This window comes from Citrobacter sp. UYEF32 (genome assembly GCF_040546205.1).
Taxonomy (GTDB): domain Bacteria; phylum Pseudomonadota; class Gammaproteobacteria; order Enterobacterales; family Enterobacteriaceae; genus Phytobacter; species Phytobacter diazotrophicus.
In genome coordinates this window covers 258,552-272,497 of sequence record NZ_JBEPNI010000001.1, presented here as the reverse complement: position 1 = coordinate 272,497, position 13,946 = coordinate 258,552, and the positions used below count along the sequence as shown (strand labels likewise).

The 13,946-nt window shown below is 49.7% G+C and carries 16 protein-coding genes; 6 read left to right on the top strand and 10 right to left on the bottom strand.

The features are described from left to right. Positions 1 to 19 precede the first annotated feature (19 nt). Both ABIB59_RS01355 and rluE read right to left on the bottom strand, forming a co-directional pair. Positions 20 to 946, bottom strand: coding sequence for an SH3 domain-containing protein (locus tag ABIB59_RS01355; protein WP_125124366.1), 927 nt, complete (start codon positions 944 to 946; stop codon positions 20 to 22). 71 nt (positions 947 to 1,017) lie between these two features. Then, positions 1,018 to 1,668 (bottom strand): 23S rRNA pseudouridine(2457) synthase RluE, encoded by a 651-nt coding sequence (gene rluE, locus ABIB59_RS01350; RefSeq protein WP_354033732.1) that lies wholly within the window; start codon positions 1,666 to 1,668, stop codon positions 1,018 to 1,020. A 116-nt stretch (positions 1,669 to 1,784) separates the two neighbouring features. Between rluE and icd the strand changes: the two genes are divergently transcribed. Next, positions 1,785 to 3,035, top strand: coding sequence for an NADP-dependent isocitrate dehydrogenase (gene icd / locus ABIB59_RS01345; protein ID WP_041851685.1), 1,251 nt, complete (start codon positions 1,785 to 1,787; stop codon positions 3,033 to 3,035). 48 nt (positions 3,036 to 3,083) lie between these two features. Here the strand turns inward: icd and ABIB59_RS01340 are convergent, their stop codons facing one another. After that, complete coding sequence (locus ABIB59_RS01340) at positions 3,084 to 4,574, bottom strand: hypothetical protein (protein ID WP_334748892.1); 1,491 nt, start codon at positions 4,572 to 4,574, stop codon at positions 3,084 to 3,086. A gap of 429 nt (positions 4,575 to 5,003) precedes the next feature. Here ABIB59_RS01340 and ABIB59_RS01335 point away from each other — a divergent pair, with 429 nt between their 5' ends. Further along, positions 5,004 to 5,255, top strand: a complete 252-nt coding sequence (locus tag ABIB59_RS01335; RefSeq protein WP_041851683.1) for a hypothetical protein — start codon at positions 5,004 to 5,006, stop codon at positions 5,253 to 5,255. A gap of 60 nt (positions 5,256 to 5,315) precedes the next feature. Here the strand turns inward: ABIB59_RS01335 and ABIB59_RS01330 are convergent, their stop codons facing one another. Continuing rightward, a complete protein-coding gene (locus tag ABIB59_RS01330) occupies positions 5,316 to 5,531 on the bottom strand; it encodes a hypothetical protein (RefSeq protein WP_354033729.1) in 216 nt (71 codons plus the stop codon). Positions 5,532 to 6,014: 483 nt separating this feature from the next. Between ABIB59_RS01330 and ABIB59_RS01325 the strand changes: the two genes are divergently transcribed. After that, positions 6,015 to 6,275, top strand: a complete 261-nt coding sequence (locus ABIB59_RS01325; RefSeq protein ID WP_041851682.1) for a hypothetical protein — start codon at positions 6,015 to 6,017, stop codon at positions 6,273 to 6,275. 579 nt (positions 6,276 to 6,854) lie between these two features. Here the strand turns inward: ABIB59_RS01325 and ABIB59_RS01320 are convergent. The 3 genes from ABIB59_RS01320 to ABIB59_RS01310 all read right to left on the bottom strand — a co-directional run bounded on the left by ABIB59_RS01320 (position 6,855) and on the right by ABIB59_RS01310 (position 9,985). Next, positions 6,855 to 8,678, bottom strand: a complete 1,824-nt coding sequence (locus ABIB59_RS01320; protein WP_354033727.1) for a sensor domain-containing phosphodiesterase — start codon at positions 8,676 to 8,678, stop codon at positions 6,855 to 6,857. 103 nt (positions 8,679 to 8,781) lie between these two features. Continuing rightward, the gene (yoaJ, locus tag ABIB59_RS01315; RefSeq protein ID WP_107222887.1) at positions 8,782 to 8,856 is read right to left on the bottom strand and encodes a protein YoaJ; all 75 of its coding nucleotides are present in this window, start codon (positions 8,854 to 8,856) and stop codon (positions 8,782 to 8,784) included. A gap of 100 nt (positions 8,857 to 8,956) precedes the next feature. Continuing rightward, positions 8,957 to 9,985: a sensor domain-containing diguanylate cyclase gene (locus ABIB59_RS01310; protein WP_041851680.1), complete on the bottom strand. Its 1,029-nt coding sequence runs from the start codon at positions 9,983 to 9,985 to the stop codon at positions 8,957 to 8,959. A 320-nt stretch (positions 9,986 to 10,305) separates the two neighbouring features. Here ABIB59_RS01310 and ABIB59_RS01305 point away from each other — a divergent pair, with 320 nt between their 5' ends. Continuing rightward, a complete protein-coding gene (locus ABIB59_RS01305) occupies positions 10,306 to 10,548 on the top strand; it encodes a putative hemolysin (protein WP_072039779.1) in 243 nt (80 codons plus the stop codon). A gap of 75 nt (positions 10,549 to 10,623) precedes the next feature. After that, on the top strand, positions 10,624 to 10,929 hold the full coding sequence (locus ABIB59_RS01300; protein ID WP_041851679.1) for a hypothetical protein: 306 nt from the start codon (positions 10,624 to 10,626) through the stop codon (positions 10,927 to 10,929). A 1-nt stretch (position 10,930) separates the two neighbouring features. On the opposite strand, the gene ABIB59_RS01295 is transcribed toward ABIB59_RS01300, so the two are convergent. Together ABIB59_RS01295 and ABIB59_RS01290 are read right to left on the bottom strand one after the other, a co-directional pair. Beyond that, entirely contained in the window at positions 10,931 to 11,275 is a 345-nt protein-coding gene (locus tag ABIB59_RS01295) for a DUF488 domain-containing protein (RefSeq protein WP_125124369.1), read from the bottom strand. Next, positions 11,262 to 11,771 (bottom strand): 2-thiouracil desulfurase family protein, encoded by a 510-nt coding sequence (locus ABIB59_RS01290; RefSeq protein WP_041851677.1) that lies wholly within the window; start codon positions 11,769 to 11,771, stop codon positions 11,262 to 11,264. The genes ABIB59_RS01295 and ABIB59_RS01290 overlap by 14 nt, the downstream gene beginning before the upstream one ends. A 162-nt stretch (positions 11,772 to 11,933) precedes the next feature. Here ABIB59_RS01290 and ABIB59_RS01285 point away from each other — a divergent pair, with 162 nt between their 5' ends. After that, on the top strand, positions 11,934 to 12,641 hold the full coding sequence (locus ABIB59_RS01285) for a CTP synthase C-terminal region-related (seleno)protein (protein ID WP_041851676.1): 708 nt from the start codon (positions 11,934 to 11,936) through the stop codon (positions 12,639 to 12,641). 33 nt (positions 12,642 to 12,674) lie between these two features. On the opposite strand, the gene ABIB59_RS01280 is transcribed toward ABIB59_RS01285, so the two are convergent. Continuing rightward, positions 12,675 to 13,859 (bottom strand): CynX/NimT family MFS transporter, encoded by a 1,185-nt coding sequence (locus tag ABIB59_RS01280; protein ID WP_071195415.1) that lies wholly within the window; start codon positions 13,857 to 13,859, stop codon positions 12,675 to 12,677. Positions 13,860 to 13,946: the final 87 nt, after the last annotated feature.

Below are 13,946 nucleotides of genomic sequence, written 5' to 3'. Positions count from 1 at the left end.
TCCTCTTTGTTTATCAAAGTTATTCATCAAAGCCATCGGCCATATCCGGCCAACTGATCTCGCCACTCTGCTTGTTGATACTAATATAGGCCACCGGTGGAGACGTCTCGCTATCCGCACTGCCACGGCACAGCGCCGACTGGTGATCTTCGCGAACGATAATCTGAATCTCTTTTTGCGCGTTCCAGCTTTCATAAAACACACAGTGATAATCGGTGCGCAGGGAAAGCGTGGCGATACGCGTGGCTTTATCGACAGAGAGCGGGTTAATGTCGTCGCGATAGCGATCGCCTTCGTCAATGGGCGCAAGCTGTGATTTTTTAAGCCAGCCGCGAATGATGCGATGATCGGGACCGTACCAGTTCACCTCAAGAAAATCATCCTCGGACTGCTCCTGAGCGGAAACACTATCACCCGGCACCAGGAAGACCGACGAGCTACGGCACTTTTCATTGGGCATCGTGTAAAACCATGCGCGCGCCTGACCTTGAACGCGGTATCGGTTATTGGCCGAGGGGGCTTCGCGCACGCGTGTACGCAAGGTGTCGTCTGCCCACGCCTGGCATTCATGGCTGACCGGCAACGAGGGGGGCTGGGTGGTCAACTCATCGGCCGTCACCCAGCCGGTGACAAATGCGCCGTTGGCATCCCGGTAGCGTACATAGCGAAAAGGATGAGTGGGGGAGACCCCGCCTGATTTCCCGTATAAGACCGAGCTTCGCAGGACTTCAACGGTATCGCCGTTGACTAAAAAAGCGGGAAGCTGGCATTCCGAGCCGGGAGCAGAATAAAAGTGCAACCGGTCTGGGCTGGTCACTTTTGCGACCTCGAAGAGATAATCTGCTTCGCCTGCGGCCCTCCCACCGATGGTCTCGCAAGTTTCATTAGCAAAACATGATGACGAAACAGCGCAGAGCAGCAAAAAAGCCGCAACCCGTAACAACATACCTTCTCCTCATCCATGACAAATTTCAGTTAATGATTAGTTTGCGGAATTATTCAGTATAAACAACGCGTTTATTTCACTTCTCGCCACTGGCCATTGGGCAGCCCATCAAGGGTATATTCACCCAGCGCATAACGGATGAGGCGGAGAGTGGGAAAACCAACGTGTGCGGTCATTCGTCGGACCTGGCGATTGCGGCCTTCATAAAGCGTGATTTTAAGCCAACTGGTGGGAATGGATTTCCGCTCGCGAATGGGGGGATTGCGCGGCCACAGCCACTCTGGCTCACTAACTCGTTCAATGCCGGCGGGCAGGGTAGGGCCATCATTCAGGGTGACACCGTCGCGCAACGCTGCCAGCGCCTCTTCACCCGGCTCTCCTTCAACCTGAACAAAATAGATTTTCCCGGTACGTTTCCCCGGCTGCGTCAGTTTTGCCTGCAATTCACCGTCGTTGGTTAACACCAGTAAACCTTCACTGTCACGATCCAGACGCCCCGCCGCGTATACATTTTGAACAGGTATATACTCTTTAAGCGTACTGCGTCCGGCCTCATCGGTGAACTGCGGCAAAACATCATAGGGTTTATTAAACAAAATCACCCGCTTTGGCTGGTTTTCGCGTCGCGGCTTAGTAGCTTGTCGTGAGCTGAATCGCTCAGGGTGGTGATTTCTAAAAGAAGTTTTCTTCATGGTATTTTCAGTGGTTATCAATTGCCGCATTATAACTGAAACATGATTGCCTTTCATGGAACCCAACTATCAGGTAGTATTGACAGGCTAATTACAATTCATTAACAAAAATCAGTAACAACCAGAAGCGCTCGAAGGAGAGGTGAATGGAAAGCAAAGTAGTTGTTCCGGCGGAAGGTAAGAAGATCACCCTGCAAAACGGCAAGCTGAACGTTCCGAATAACCCGATTATCCCGTTCATTGAAGGTGACGGTATCGGTGTCGACGTTACCCCTGCGATGCTGAAAGTGGTCGATGCCGCTGTGGAGAAAGCCTATAAAGGCGAGCGTAAAATTTCCTGGATGGAAATTTACACCGGTGAGAAGTCTACCCAAATTTACGGCCAGGATGTCTGGCTGCCCGCTGAAACTCTCGATCTGATTCGTGAATACCGCGTTGCCATCAAAGGCCCGCTGACCACGCCGGTTGGTGGCGGTATCCGCTCTCTGAACGTTGCCCTGCGTCAGGAGCTGGACCTGTATGTGTGTCTGCGCCCGGTACGTTACTACCAGGGCACGCCAAGCCCGGTTAAACACCCGGAACTGACCGACATGGTTATCTTCCGTGAAAACTCCGAAGACATTTACGCCGGTATCGAATGGAAAGCGGACTCTGCTGATGCAGAGAAAGTGATTAAATTCCTGCGTGAAGAGATGGGCGTGAAGAAAATTCGCTTCCCGGAACATTGCGGTATCGGTATCAAACCGTGTTCCGAAGAAGGCACCAAACGTCTGGTACGTGCGGCTATTGAATACGCTATCACCAACGATCGCGATTCTCTGACCCTGGTACACAAAGGCAACATCATGAAGTTCACCGAAGGCGCGTTCAAAGACTGGGGCTACCAGCTGATTCGCGAAGAGTTCGGTGGTGAGCTGATCGACGGCGGCCCGTGGCAGAAGATCAAAAACCCGAACACCGGCAAAGAGATCATCATCAAAGATGTGATCGCTGATGCGTTCCTGCAACAGATCCTGCTGCGTCCGGCTGAATACGACGTTATCGCCTGTATGAACCTGAACGGTGACTATATCTCCGACGCCCTGGCAGCCCAAGTAGGCGGTATCGGTATCGCACCGGGCGCTAACATCGGTGACGAATGTGCGCTGTTCGAAGCTACTCACGGTACTGCGCCGAAGTATGCGGGCCAGGACAAAGTGAACCCGGGCTCCGTTATCCTCTCCGCTGAGATGATGCTGCGTCACATGCAGTGGTTCGAAGCCGCAGACCTGATCGTGAAAGGCATGGAAGGCGCTATCGCGGCCAAAACCGTGACCTACGATTTCGAACGTCTGATGGAAGGCGCTAAGCTGCTGAAATGTTCAGAGTTTGGCGACGCGATCATCGCGAACATGTAATCCAGTTTCTGGGTTAACGAAGAACGGGAGCCTGATGGTTCCCGTTTTTTATTTGATAATGACAGGGTTAGCCGCCCCACGATTCCAGACCTCAATCGATGTAAAACCAGGCAGATCTTTTTCGGGCATTGAGCTATGTATGATAACTACAGAGCAGGGTTCCGGATTTGCATTCATCACCTCTGTCGCAGAGGTTGGCAGCCCTTCGTAAACACCACGCATAAACAACAGCGGTGTATACCCTCTTACCCTTGCATCGGAGAAGAGTTCTGCACATCCAAAATTTGTGACCTTTGCTGCTCCAGCAACCAACTCCCTGTTCTTTTTATCTATTGCCGCCCAGTCCGAGAACGAATTCACTTTTGCGTGATACATCATTACGCCCGTAACAATCGACAGAATAACGAGTGCTACCGAAACAACCTGTTTAAATCCGCTCTGTACGCATACAAACGAAATGCTGGCACCGATAAAAAATGCCAGTTTCCAGCGGTCAAACGTATACGCTGTAGCATGTTGCGCCAGGATGATATTTTCAAACATTGGCAGGGCGCATAATACTAACAGGAAGCGATATTTTTTATCTTTCAGGAAAACGACACCAGGAATGATTAATAGCAGATACAACCCGAACGAGACCCAATAGCCGTTCAGTAATGCTATGAAGCTAGCTTTCGATGCGCTTCTTGTTGCAAATCTATCCATTGAGGCTCGCAGAAAATCCTTCAGCGTAATAACCATCTCTATCTGGATTGCAAATATCACAACCGCTATCAGAGATGACATAATGCATAGTAAGGAAATACGCTTCCAGTCAGTCTGTCTTGTTATTAGAGAGTAAAGTGTAAGCAGAGCACAAAAAACGTACCCTGTCCATTCTGTCATTGAGAAGGCAAGCAAGGAAAAGAACAACAACGCATCCACAATGTTTTTATTTTTATCCGTTCTGATGATGAACAGAAGCAATATTACCGATATGATAAGCTGACTTAGGGAGTGCGGCCAGTAAACGAGGCCTGATGAAACCAGAGACTCGCAGGAATATATCAACACAGAACAACCTGCCAGCGCTGCAATGGACCTTCTTATTTCGCTATGGACACCGCATGTCGACAAATACAATACAGTGAAAAAAATAAGCGCTGTTAGCGCCGATAATCCTGAGTTAAAAAAATAGAGATTTTTCAGGCTTAACTCTGCATTAAGGGCCCTGAGGGCTATGTAAGGGGCGACAAATCCTAGCGAAGGAAAACTGGTGTAAACATAGTTGCCGTCATTCGTTTTAATTGCAGCAGCCCATGGGATATTTTTATTATTTTCGCCGTTAAAGTTAACTGTGGGTAAAAGCGCCGACTCGCTAATCGGCAGAGATGATAAAGAATTGATAACCAGTAAGGTGTGATATGTTGCTTCGACATTTTCTTCACCACGCCCATTTTTGAAATCATTATATTTTAGGACGAACGCTCCAATCGAAAACAGGAGGACTAAAATAAATCCACTCCAAAAAAATCTGTTGTTAATGCTCTTCTTTTCCATCTGTAGTCCCTGCTGATTTATCCCAGGCATCATACAGTAAAACCGAAAAATAATAACTATCCACCACCACCTGGGTTACCTGAATGATGCGAAAATACGAAACAGAAGCCTGTTAGCCGTTGCGCGAGCAGAAGTCCACTTCTGCAGCCAGAGGCTAACATAGACTGGTGAGCTGTGGCGCAGACTGTAAGTGTGCCAACGTCCGGTGGACCCATTTGATCATGTACAGTAAACAGTCGGGCATCATGAAGCGATCCTGACGCTAATGATTGAGGTTGACGCATTGGCAAGGCGCGTTACTGACTGACGTATAAACACTGAGCAGGCAGCAGGAAAGCCATTATTTTATTTATGGATATACGTATCTTGGCCTAAGCGGAGATGCTAATTTAGTAACGGAAATCACCGTACTATCCATGGAGGTTTACTGTGAGTGTATATGTTTTTTACTACAACGAATCGGGTGCACGAGTCTTTCCCAAAAGTAGCGTAAATGAGGAAGCAAAGGCGCTTCTCAAACGGAAGGGTTACAAAAAACATCATTTTGAGGTCGACGCTGACAGCGCTAAGGATGCTATCGCGATGATGAAACAAAATGATGATGAATATCTTAAGGAATTAAAAGACTATTCTGACAGCCTGCTTTTTGTTGGCCTGGCTGGGATGGCATCCGTTCTTTAAAAATATGTCAGTGCAACAGCAGAAAGGGGCCTGTGTAAGTTAACGTGGAAGCACAGGCTTTTACCGCTGCAACGATGTCGGCAGGCGTTGTCGCGCTTCACGATGCCGCCGGTCTGGATAGAGGGTCAGACGATAAATATCATTTAAGGCCGCACTGTTATCTTTCGGCGCACCCGGATATCTGATAAGCAGGGATCCAATGACGCCATCATTGGATAAACTACAAATACGAGCAATATGATGGACCATTGGCAGTTGCTCTTTGCGAGGCTGCACCTGCCCGGACACCTTATTTTTGATTAAAAATAAGCCTCAATGTTGATGCAATTGCGATGATACTACCGACAACCATAACAATCGCAATAAACCTTCTGTGGTGCGAAAAGAGATCCATCATCCCATTGACCAGACAGAGTGACATAAATCCTATACTTATCCAGCGAATATGATTTTTATTCAACGCGTCCACCTTTGTTGGCAGGCTAATATCTCTACCATCTTATCTCAATGCGATGTATACATTTTCAACAAATCATCAACGCCAAAAAGTAATAAGACAGGTCGTTGAGGTCTGGGACAAGACAGGAGCGCAAGCTGATATGTGATATGGTTAATGGGCGCTAAAACCCACCCGAAACGACGCTTTACACCTTTTAACCTCAGGCGCATCTCGTGTATCACGAAAATGCGCTGCCTCACGTAAAAGTCTGCCACTTTCGGCTATTCTTTCTCTATCAAATAGTCCAAAGGAGCATTCAGATGAATCAGCGCGGAGTCGTCCTTCATCATGAACACCGGATTGGTTATGTCATCATTCGCGATGAATTCGGCAATCACACCGTCGTAAAACTGCTAACAGGAAGCGATATTGAAAGAGGTGATGTCATTGTTGGTTTCCTGCATGGTGAAGGCGACCAAACCTTCCATAACGAAACCCAGGATGTCTCGCTGGATGTTCATATCCAGGGGCATGGATTATCCGAAGATGCAACAATCCAGATGATTCAAAAAGCCCACTGAGTTACGCGTTATCGCGTGCTCCAGGTGCCGACTTGTCAGAAAAACATTTGGCTGACGGGATCGCGACGCATTTTGCCATGCAGGGCTGTCGCGTCAGCCATTCTGGATATTGACAAGGAGTGATGTAAATAAGACCCCCGTCGATGGGCCTGGTCACAGCGCAAATGTTGTGATTACTGGCCTCCTGTCAATAAATCCGACCGCGTTTTAAAGAATCCATAAAGCGAACATCTGGCGTTGCGCAAGTACTTCAAGGAAATAATTAATCGACGAGGAGAAGAGTATTTGACAATACGAAGTCTGCTAATGATTGTTTAAAATATAATTAAATGGCCGGGGGATTAATTTCGACTAAAGAAAAAGGACAGTTTCGACATCAAAACTGTCCGAGAATGCGGTAGAGAATGTTAAATCGTATTTCCTTCACATGCGTACTTTATATCTTTCCTAAGCGAAATTTACCAACGCATTTTTTTCTCGTTGTGGATTGAGAAAATTGATGATCGGGTTATTAATGTCGGGCTTTATTGGTTAAGGCTTAACATGCGCCCTCAGCAGGAGAGGACGCTTAAGCATAAATTACGAACCATACTGATGCTGATCGTTGTTAATACGTCCTAACACACGATAGGGCTTACAGTCCGCAAGCCAGGCTTTAATATCTTCTGGCGGGATGGGTCTTGAAAAATAATAACCTTGCGCCTCATCACAGCCAAACTCGGTAAGCATTTGCGCCGTCTCATGATCTTCAACCCCTTCGGCCAGCACCACATAGTGGAGTTCTTTAAGCATCATGATGACATTACGGGCGATGATACGACTGCCGGAATCAGTCGTTATCTGGCTGATCAGTGAGCGATCCAATTTAATCACATCAATAGGAATGCGACGCAGGTAACTGATATTACTGTAACCGGCGCCAAAGTCGTCCAGCAGAATCTGGAAACCTAGCAGTTTCAGGCGATCGAGTTCTTCAAGCGCAGCTTCACTCTCCAGAACTTTTTCTGTCTCCAGACACTCAATGCGAATATCAGCCGGATACAAGCCCGCATTGAGAACATTATTTTCCAGCTCATCCGCAAAGCCGGGACGAGAAAAATCACTCACTGTCACGTTAATCGAAACCGGTAGGGTAATACCCTGGCTACGCCAGGATTTCAGTTGCGCGATGACCGTTTTGATGACCCACTGGGTAATTTCCGACATCAGACTGGTTTTTTCTGCCAGCGAAACAATGATTGCCGGAGAAATATTGCCAAGCTGTGGATGTCGCCAGCGCAGCAGCGCTTCCACCCCTTCTGTTTTGCCAGAGCGCAACGATACCTTCGGTTGAAAAACCAGATAAAGCTGACTGGTTGATTTAATCGCCTCACTTAAGTCATACAAGAGTTTGAAGTCTTTATTTCTTTTGTGATCAAGGATGGGATTAAATTGCAGGACCGGAATATTCTGGCGGATTGATTCGTGCAGGGCGCTGATCGCCTGACGCACAATTTCATGGGCATCATCTTCCCGTGGCGAGAACTTGACGTAGCCGGTATGGATAGTGAGCGTAATATCAATGTTTTGCGCCATTTGCGCCCGCGTCCCTGGCAGCGTTTCTGCGCGTTTAACGAGCGTTAAGGCTTGTTCAATCTCAACCAATACCGCAAAACGGGCGGGGGCGAAAGAGTATAAAAGAACATTCTCTTTTAACCGCAGACGCAGACGCAACAGCGGGATAAAGCTGCGCAGCATATTATCCACGGCGCGCAATCCCAGATAGCGGATTAGCTCGTAGGCACGAGGCATATCAATACAGTCAAATATCACCAGACCATAGGTTTTGGGGTCTTTTTCCAGCGTTTTTTGCTCCATTTCACGCAGCAAAAACTGGCGGTTGGGAAGCCCCGTGAGCGTGTCGACGCGACCAATAGAATAGCGCGCTTCAAGATAGACTGCGGAAAGCTCTGCGATGCGGTTAAAACTTTCTATTTGTTGCTGCGTCGGGGTGAAGATACTGGAACTACTGACACAAAGCGTGCCAAGAACCATCCCCTCTTGCGTCATCATCGGCGCAGAAGCATAAAACAGAATATCGCCGTTTTGCACCAGTGGTTGATGAGAAAAACGGGAATCCAGCCTGGCATCAGGGCAGACAACGGTCTGCCCGCTGTCGCGCGAGTACTGGCACATTGTTTTTTCTATCGGGACTTTGAAATGCTCCAGCGGTACATTTTTAACATATTTGATATATTGGTAATCATCATCAAATACGGTAATAAAGCAGCCTTCGACATTCATCACCTCGCAAGCAAGGCAGGCATACTCTGTCAGGGCTGCGTCGCGGGTTTTATCCTCTTTACGCAATAATTCCAGCGCCGCCAGCCGTTTGCTTTCGCTTCTTTTAAGTCCCGTGAACATTGCGAGCTCCTGCTCAGATAAATGAGGCTGTTAGGTTATGCTCTGTCGACAACATCACTGGCCAGGATGACATCTACAATGACTGTTAAGTTTAGCCCACCGTCTACCACCAGCCGAGTTGAGTACCGGCGACGGCAACAACAGCCACAATGAGCATAATGATTGTTGACTTTCTCACGAACTAGCTCCTGAGCTGGCAGCCTTTGCCAGCGATGCAGATAATAATTAAATAGAAGAAAATAAGATAATTCTCAAGCAAAAAAACGCCCTGAAGTGAATTAATTGAGGCGTAAAAACGGCTGTTTGTTTTTTCCGTTTTTATCCTGATACATAGCGCGATCGGCGATGCGCAATGCACTGTCAGCATCAATACTATCGGGATTAATTTCGACCACACCGATACTGGCTCCGGGATAAAATATATTGACGGAACCCAGTCGATATTCTCCAGTGAGACATTTATGCAAATTTTGCTTAAGGGAGGATAATCTTTCGGTCTGTGTTTGATCGCGCGGCCCGCCTGGACAGGCAATCAAAAATTCATCGCCGCCAAGCCGCCCGACCACATCATCTTTATCGCAACCATCCAGAAGACGACGCCCAATCTGAATAAGGAATTGATCGCCTGATTCATGGCCAAGCTCATCATTTATTCTTTTAAAGTTATCGAGATCAATAAACGCAATAATAATCTGAATATCAAGATTCCTGGCAAGAGAAAATAGCATTGTCAGATTATCGAAGATCGCCCGTCGATTAGGCAGGCCGGTCAGCGGATCGGTATAAGAGTGGGCGATGAGTGCCGCGTTAGCTTCTCGCAGTTGTTCCACCAGGTGGTCTTTTTCAATGGAACGCGCTATCAGCCCGGCAAAAAGACGTAAAACGTGTTCACCGCGAACGCTCAACTTACGCGTGTCCTTACTGGCGGCGCATAGCGTGCCATAAAGCGAACCATCCGCCAGATGCACAGGCATGCTTAAGTAAGTGGTGATCCCAATTTTTTGCGCCGCTTCGCAATCTGCCCACTGCGTTGCCACGTCATCGCTAAAAAAACAGCCCTCATCCAGCGCGCGCTTGCACAGGCTGTCACCCCACGGCAGAGAAAAACCCTCTGGAAGATCAAGTTGTTTGCTGTTTCGCGCATACTGGATATGTTGAAAACCACCGTCGTCGTCAATCTTGGTAAGGTACGTCGATTCCATTTCAGTGACCATCTCCAGCATTTCAAGGAGCTGTCGTACCAGGCTTTCAAGGGATTGATCTTTATGGAGTGTTTCGGAAACTCGGGCCAAAATGAAATCGGACATTACGCTCATTAACTCCTGTGCACTGCGCGCTGTATGCACTTGATGCTGAAAATATAAACTCGCCATATTAAAGCATGGCTTAAATAAGTTTTATATATCGGCAGCGTCAAACGGGCGGTTCAGGAGATTGCGTAAAAAAAAGCCCCGTTGATGAGACGGGGCAAAAACTCATTGATTACGGAATGATGTTCTCTGGTCATGGGTGAGAACGAGGCAAATATATCTGCAAAAAGTGGCGTAAGGATGGAGAAATCATGGAGATGTCAGGCGTAACGCATTAAGCTAAATTTCTGGCTTATTATTTCAATATGGATAATTCGATGCGTAATATTTTCTTCCTTTTCATTTGTGCATTAACGGCATGCTCCACGCCACCGGGTACGACTCGTCAACCCGTAGCAGGAAAAGCCAATCCGGCGGCGGTGCATTGTCTGCAGATGGGCGGGCAACGTGTGCCTGTGCAAAGCCCCCAGGGGGTGCGTACAGAATGCAAATTGCCAGGCGGTGAAGTGATAGATGAATGGGAACTGTGGCGACGCGATCACCCTCAATCTCGCTCGTGACACACTACCTGCATCAGGGTAAACTTGGTTAAGAATAATCTTATTTTCCATGATGCATGTGTACGCGAGAGAATTATGTTTCAGTTACGACCGGGTAGCCTGGCGATGGTCATTGGCGCGCAAACGCCTGCCGGGCGCTGTAATATTGGTAAATCTGTAGAGTTATTTGGCCTTTGCCAGCCAGGCGAGATGTTTCTGAACCCGGTCAATGGTGTGATGACGCGCATGCCGCAAAGCGCGAATCGTGCGTTATGGCTGGTGACGGGTGATGTGCGGTCTTTCGATGGGCAACAAGGTTTCGCCTTTGTTCGTGCCGAACACCTGATGCCTCTCGACCCGGACAGCCTGCCTGAACATCATCGCGAGCAGGTGATTTCCTGATTTATAGCGATTCCAGCCATTCTGCCAGCACCAGCGCATGATTTTGCCTGGTGTCTTTGGCGGCATAGAGCAGGGTGAGAACACCGCTTTGACGCTTCGAATTAAGCGTTTGTCCGGCCTCTCGCTTATCCGCAAGTTCCGCCAGGTATGCTTCCCGAAACGCGGCGAAATCCAGTACATCGGCGTGAAAGGCTTTACGTAAGTCGCCCGATGGGGCCAAATCCTTACACCATTCGTCGTAGTTCAGATCGGTTTTTTTAACGCCGCGCGGCCACAGGCGATCGACCAGAACCCGATAGCCATCCTGTCCGGATGCCGGGTCATAGACACGTTTACATTGAATCATCTGTCTGTTCCCTCTCTTCGATAAAGGCGACGAGTTCCGCGATCTGCTGGTGGGAAAACACGCGAATGCCGTTTGCCTCCAGCAGCGCGGCAGCGACACCCATTCCTGGACGTTGAACGCCGCTAAAAGTGCCGTCGTAAATCTGCTGGCTACCACAAGTGGGGCTGCCGTCGGTCAGTAGTGCTGCGCAACAGCCTTCTGACTGTGCGGTTTTGAGGGCCAGCCAGGCGGCGAGCTGATAGTGCGCGGTGACATCCTGGCCACTATCTTCAACAATCTGTGCTGCGCCGCCCATCACATCCTTGCCGTTGCCATCGCGTATTTCTGCGGGTGAACGTGGAACCGGGAGCCCTGCCGCCAGCTCCGGGCAATGGATAACCAGACGCTGTTCCTGCTGTAAGTAGGCCAGCGTTTGCTGTAGTGACCCTTTTTTAGTGCCGTTATAGCGAACGTTGAACCCCATCAAGCAGGCGCTGACCAGAATTTTACTGCGCATTTTTTCTCCAGCTTCGACGCATCTGTTGCCTTAAGCAGCGTTTTTATCGGAATACGGCAAAATATGCCCTGCCATTTTTAATGTGTTGTGATGTAGACGAAAGATCGCTAATGTGAGGTTCCTTATGTTATTCGTTAATTGCTCTGACATAGGGACCCCTTCATGACCCATATTCCCGTTAAAGATACCCTGCGAATTGCCCTCGTTGGTGATTACAATCACGACGTTGTCGCACACCAGGCCATTCCGCTGGCGATCGACGATGCCGCCGCCGTCCTTGAGATTACCGCAGATTACGACTGGCTGGCGACCTCCGAGATTAAAAGTCGCGATGACCTCGTTGGCTATGATGCAATCTGGGTCGTTCCGGCAAGTCCGTATAAAAATCCCGAAGGGGCCTTTATTGCCATTCAGTATGCGCGGGAAAACGCGATACCGTTTCTTGGCACCTGCGGCGGTTTCCAGCATGCCATTATTGAATATGCCCGCAACGTAATGGGTGTGGGTGATGCCGCCCATCAGGAAACCGACAGCGCTGGCCGGATGGTGATTGTTCCGCTGAGCTGTTCGCTGGTCGAGCAGGAGGCGGAAGTTGAATTGCGCCCGAATACGCTGATTGCCCGTGCTTATGGGCGGGAGAAAATCAGTGAAGGCTACCACTGTAACTACGGTATCTCGCCTGATTTTGCTGCCGAGCTGGAGAAAAGCGATATGCGGGTCACTGCCTGGGATGAAGATGGCGAAATTCGTGCGGTTGAGCTGAGCAACCATCCATTTTTTGTCGCCACCCTTTTCCAGCATGAGCGTAATGCCCTTGCCGGACGCCCGGTTCCGCTGGTGCAGGCGATGCTGAAAGCTGCGAAAGATTGAGTCAATGAAAACAGGCCGCACAGGCCTGTTTTATTATGTCGCCATTTCGCGATCGCGGCCGGCACAGGCCCCAAACAGCGCCATCACTACGGACAAGATCGCGCAGGCGATAAGCGGGATTTGCCAGGAACCGCTGGCATCGTGGATTTTCCCCATCAGCGGGGGGCCGCAAGCCGCCAGCAGATAACCTACCGACTGTGCCATCCCTGACAGCGCAGCGGCCTGATGCGCGGAGCGGGCACGCAGGCCAATAAAGGTCAGCCCAAGGATCATTGTGCCACCCGAGCCAAAGCCAAACACTAGCGTCCAGACAACAGCCTGACCCGGCCAGAGCCAAAAACCGGCGGCACTCGCTGCGCACAGCAGGGCAAAGAGTACGGCCAGCGCACGCTGATCACGCAAGCGGTGCAGAATGAGCGGAACCAGAATACCCGGCGCCGCCGTGGCGAGCTGGAGCAGGCCGTGCAGAGAACCCGCACCGGACTCGCTAAAGCCATGGCTGATAAGAATTGCCGGTAACCAGCCAATCACCACGTAATAAATCAGCGAGTTAATCCCTAAAAAGAGCGTTACCTGCCAGGCAAGCGCTGAACGCCAGATCCCCCGACTTTGCGCCAGCGGGCTGCCTGATAAGCTGGCGGGCTTTGCGAAACGCAACTGTGGTAGCCACAGCAGCATCGCAACGAGCGGGAAGGTCATAAGCATCAGCAACGCGCCGTGCCAGCCTGCGCCCGTCAGCGCAATCGGGACAACCAGTGCAGAACCAAGCGCCGCCGCAGCTCCCATGGTCAGCGAATACGCGCCGGTCAGTTTAGCGATCTGGCCTGCATAATCCCGTTTAATGATCCCCGGTAGCAGCACATTCCCCAGCGCGATGCCGCAACCGATAATGGCGGTGCCAATAAAAAGCAGCGCCGGTGCGGGCAGAGAACGGATGGCGATGCCTGCGCTTATCAGCAGCATGGCGGCAAAAAGGCTTCGCTCCATACCCAGGCGCCGGGCAATGCCTGCCGCCAGGGGAGAAACAAGCGCAAAGGCCAGCAGCGGCAGGGTGGTGAGCATCCCGGTTTGCGCGGTGGTTAAGCCATAATCATTACGAATGGAATCAAGCAGTGGTGCGGCCCCGGTAAAGGTGACACGCAGCGTGGTGGCAATCATCAGGATCCCCGCCATAAGCAGTGCCCCTTGTTTGCCCCGTGAGGAAATCGTCGTGGTCATTGTATTCTCAGGATAAATAGCAGAACACTACCATACCCGTTTTTCGCGCTGATATAATCAAGCTAAAATGACAATTTATCGCTAAAT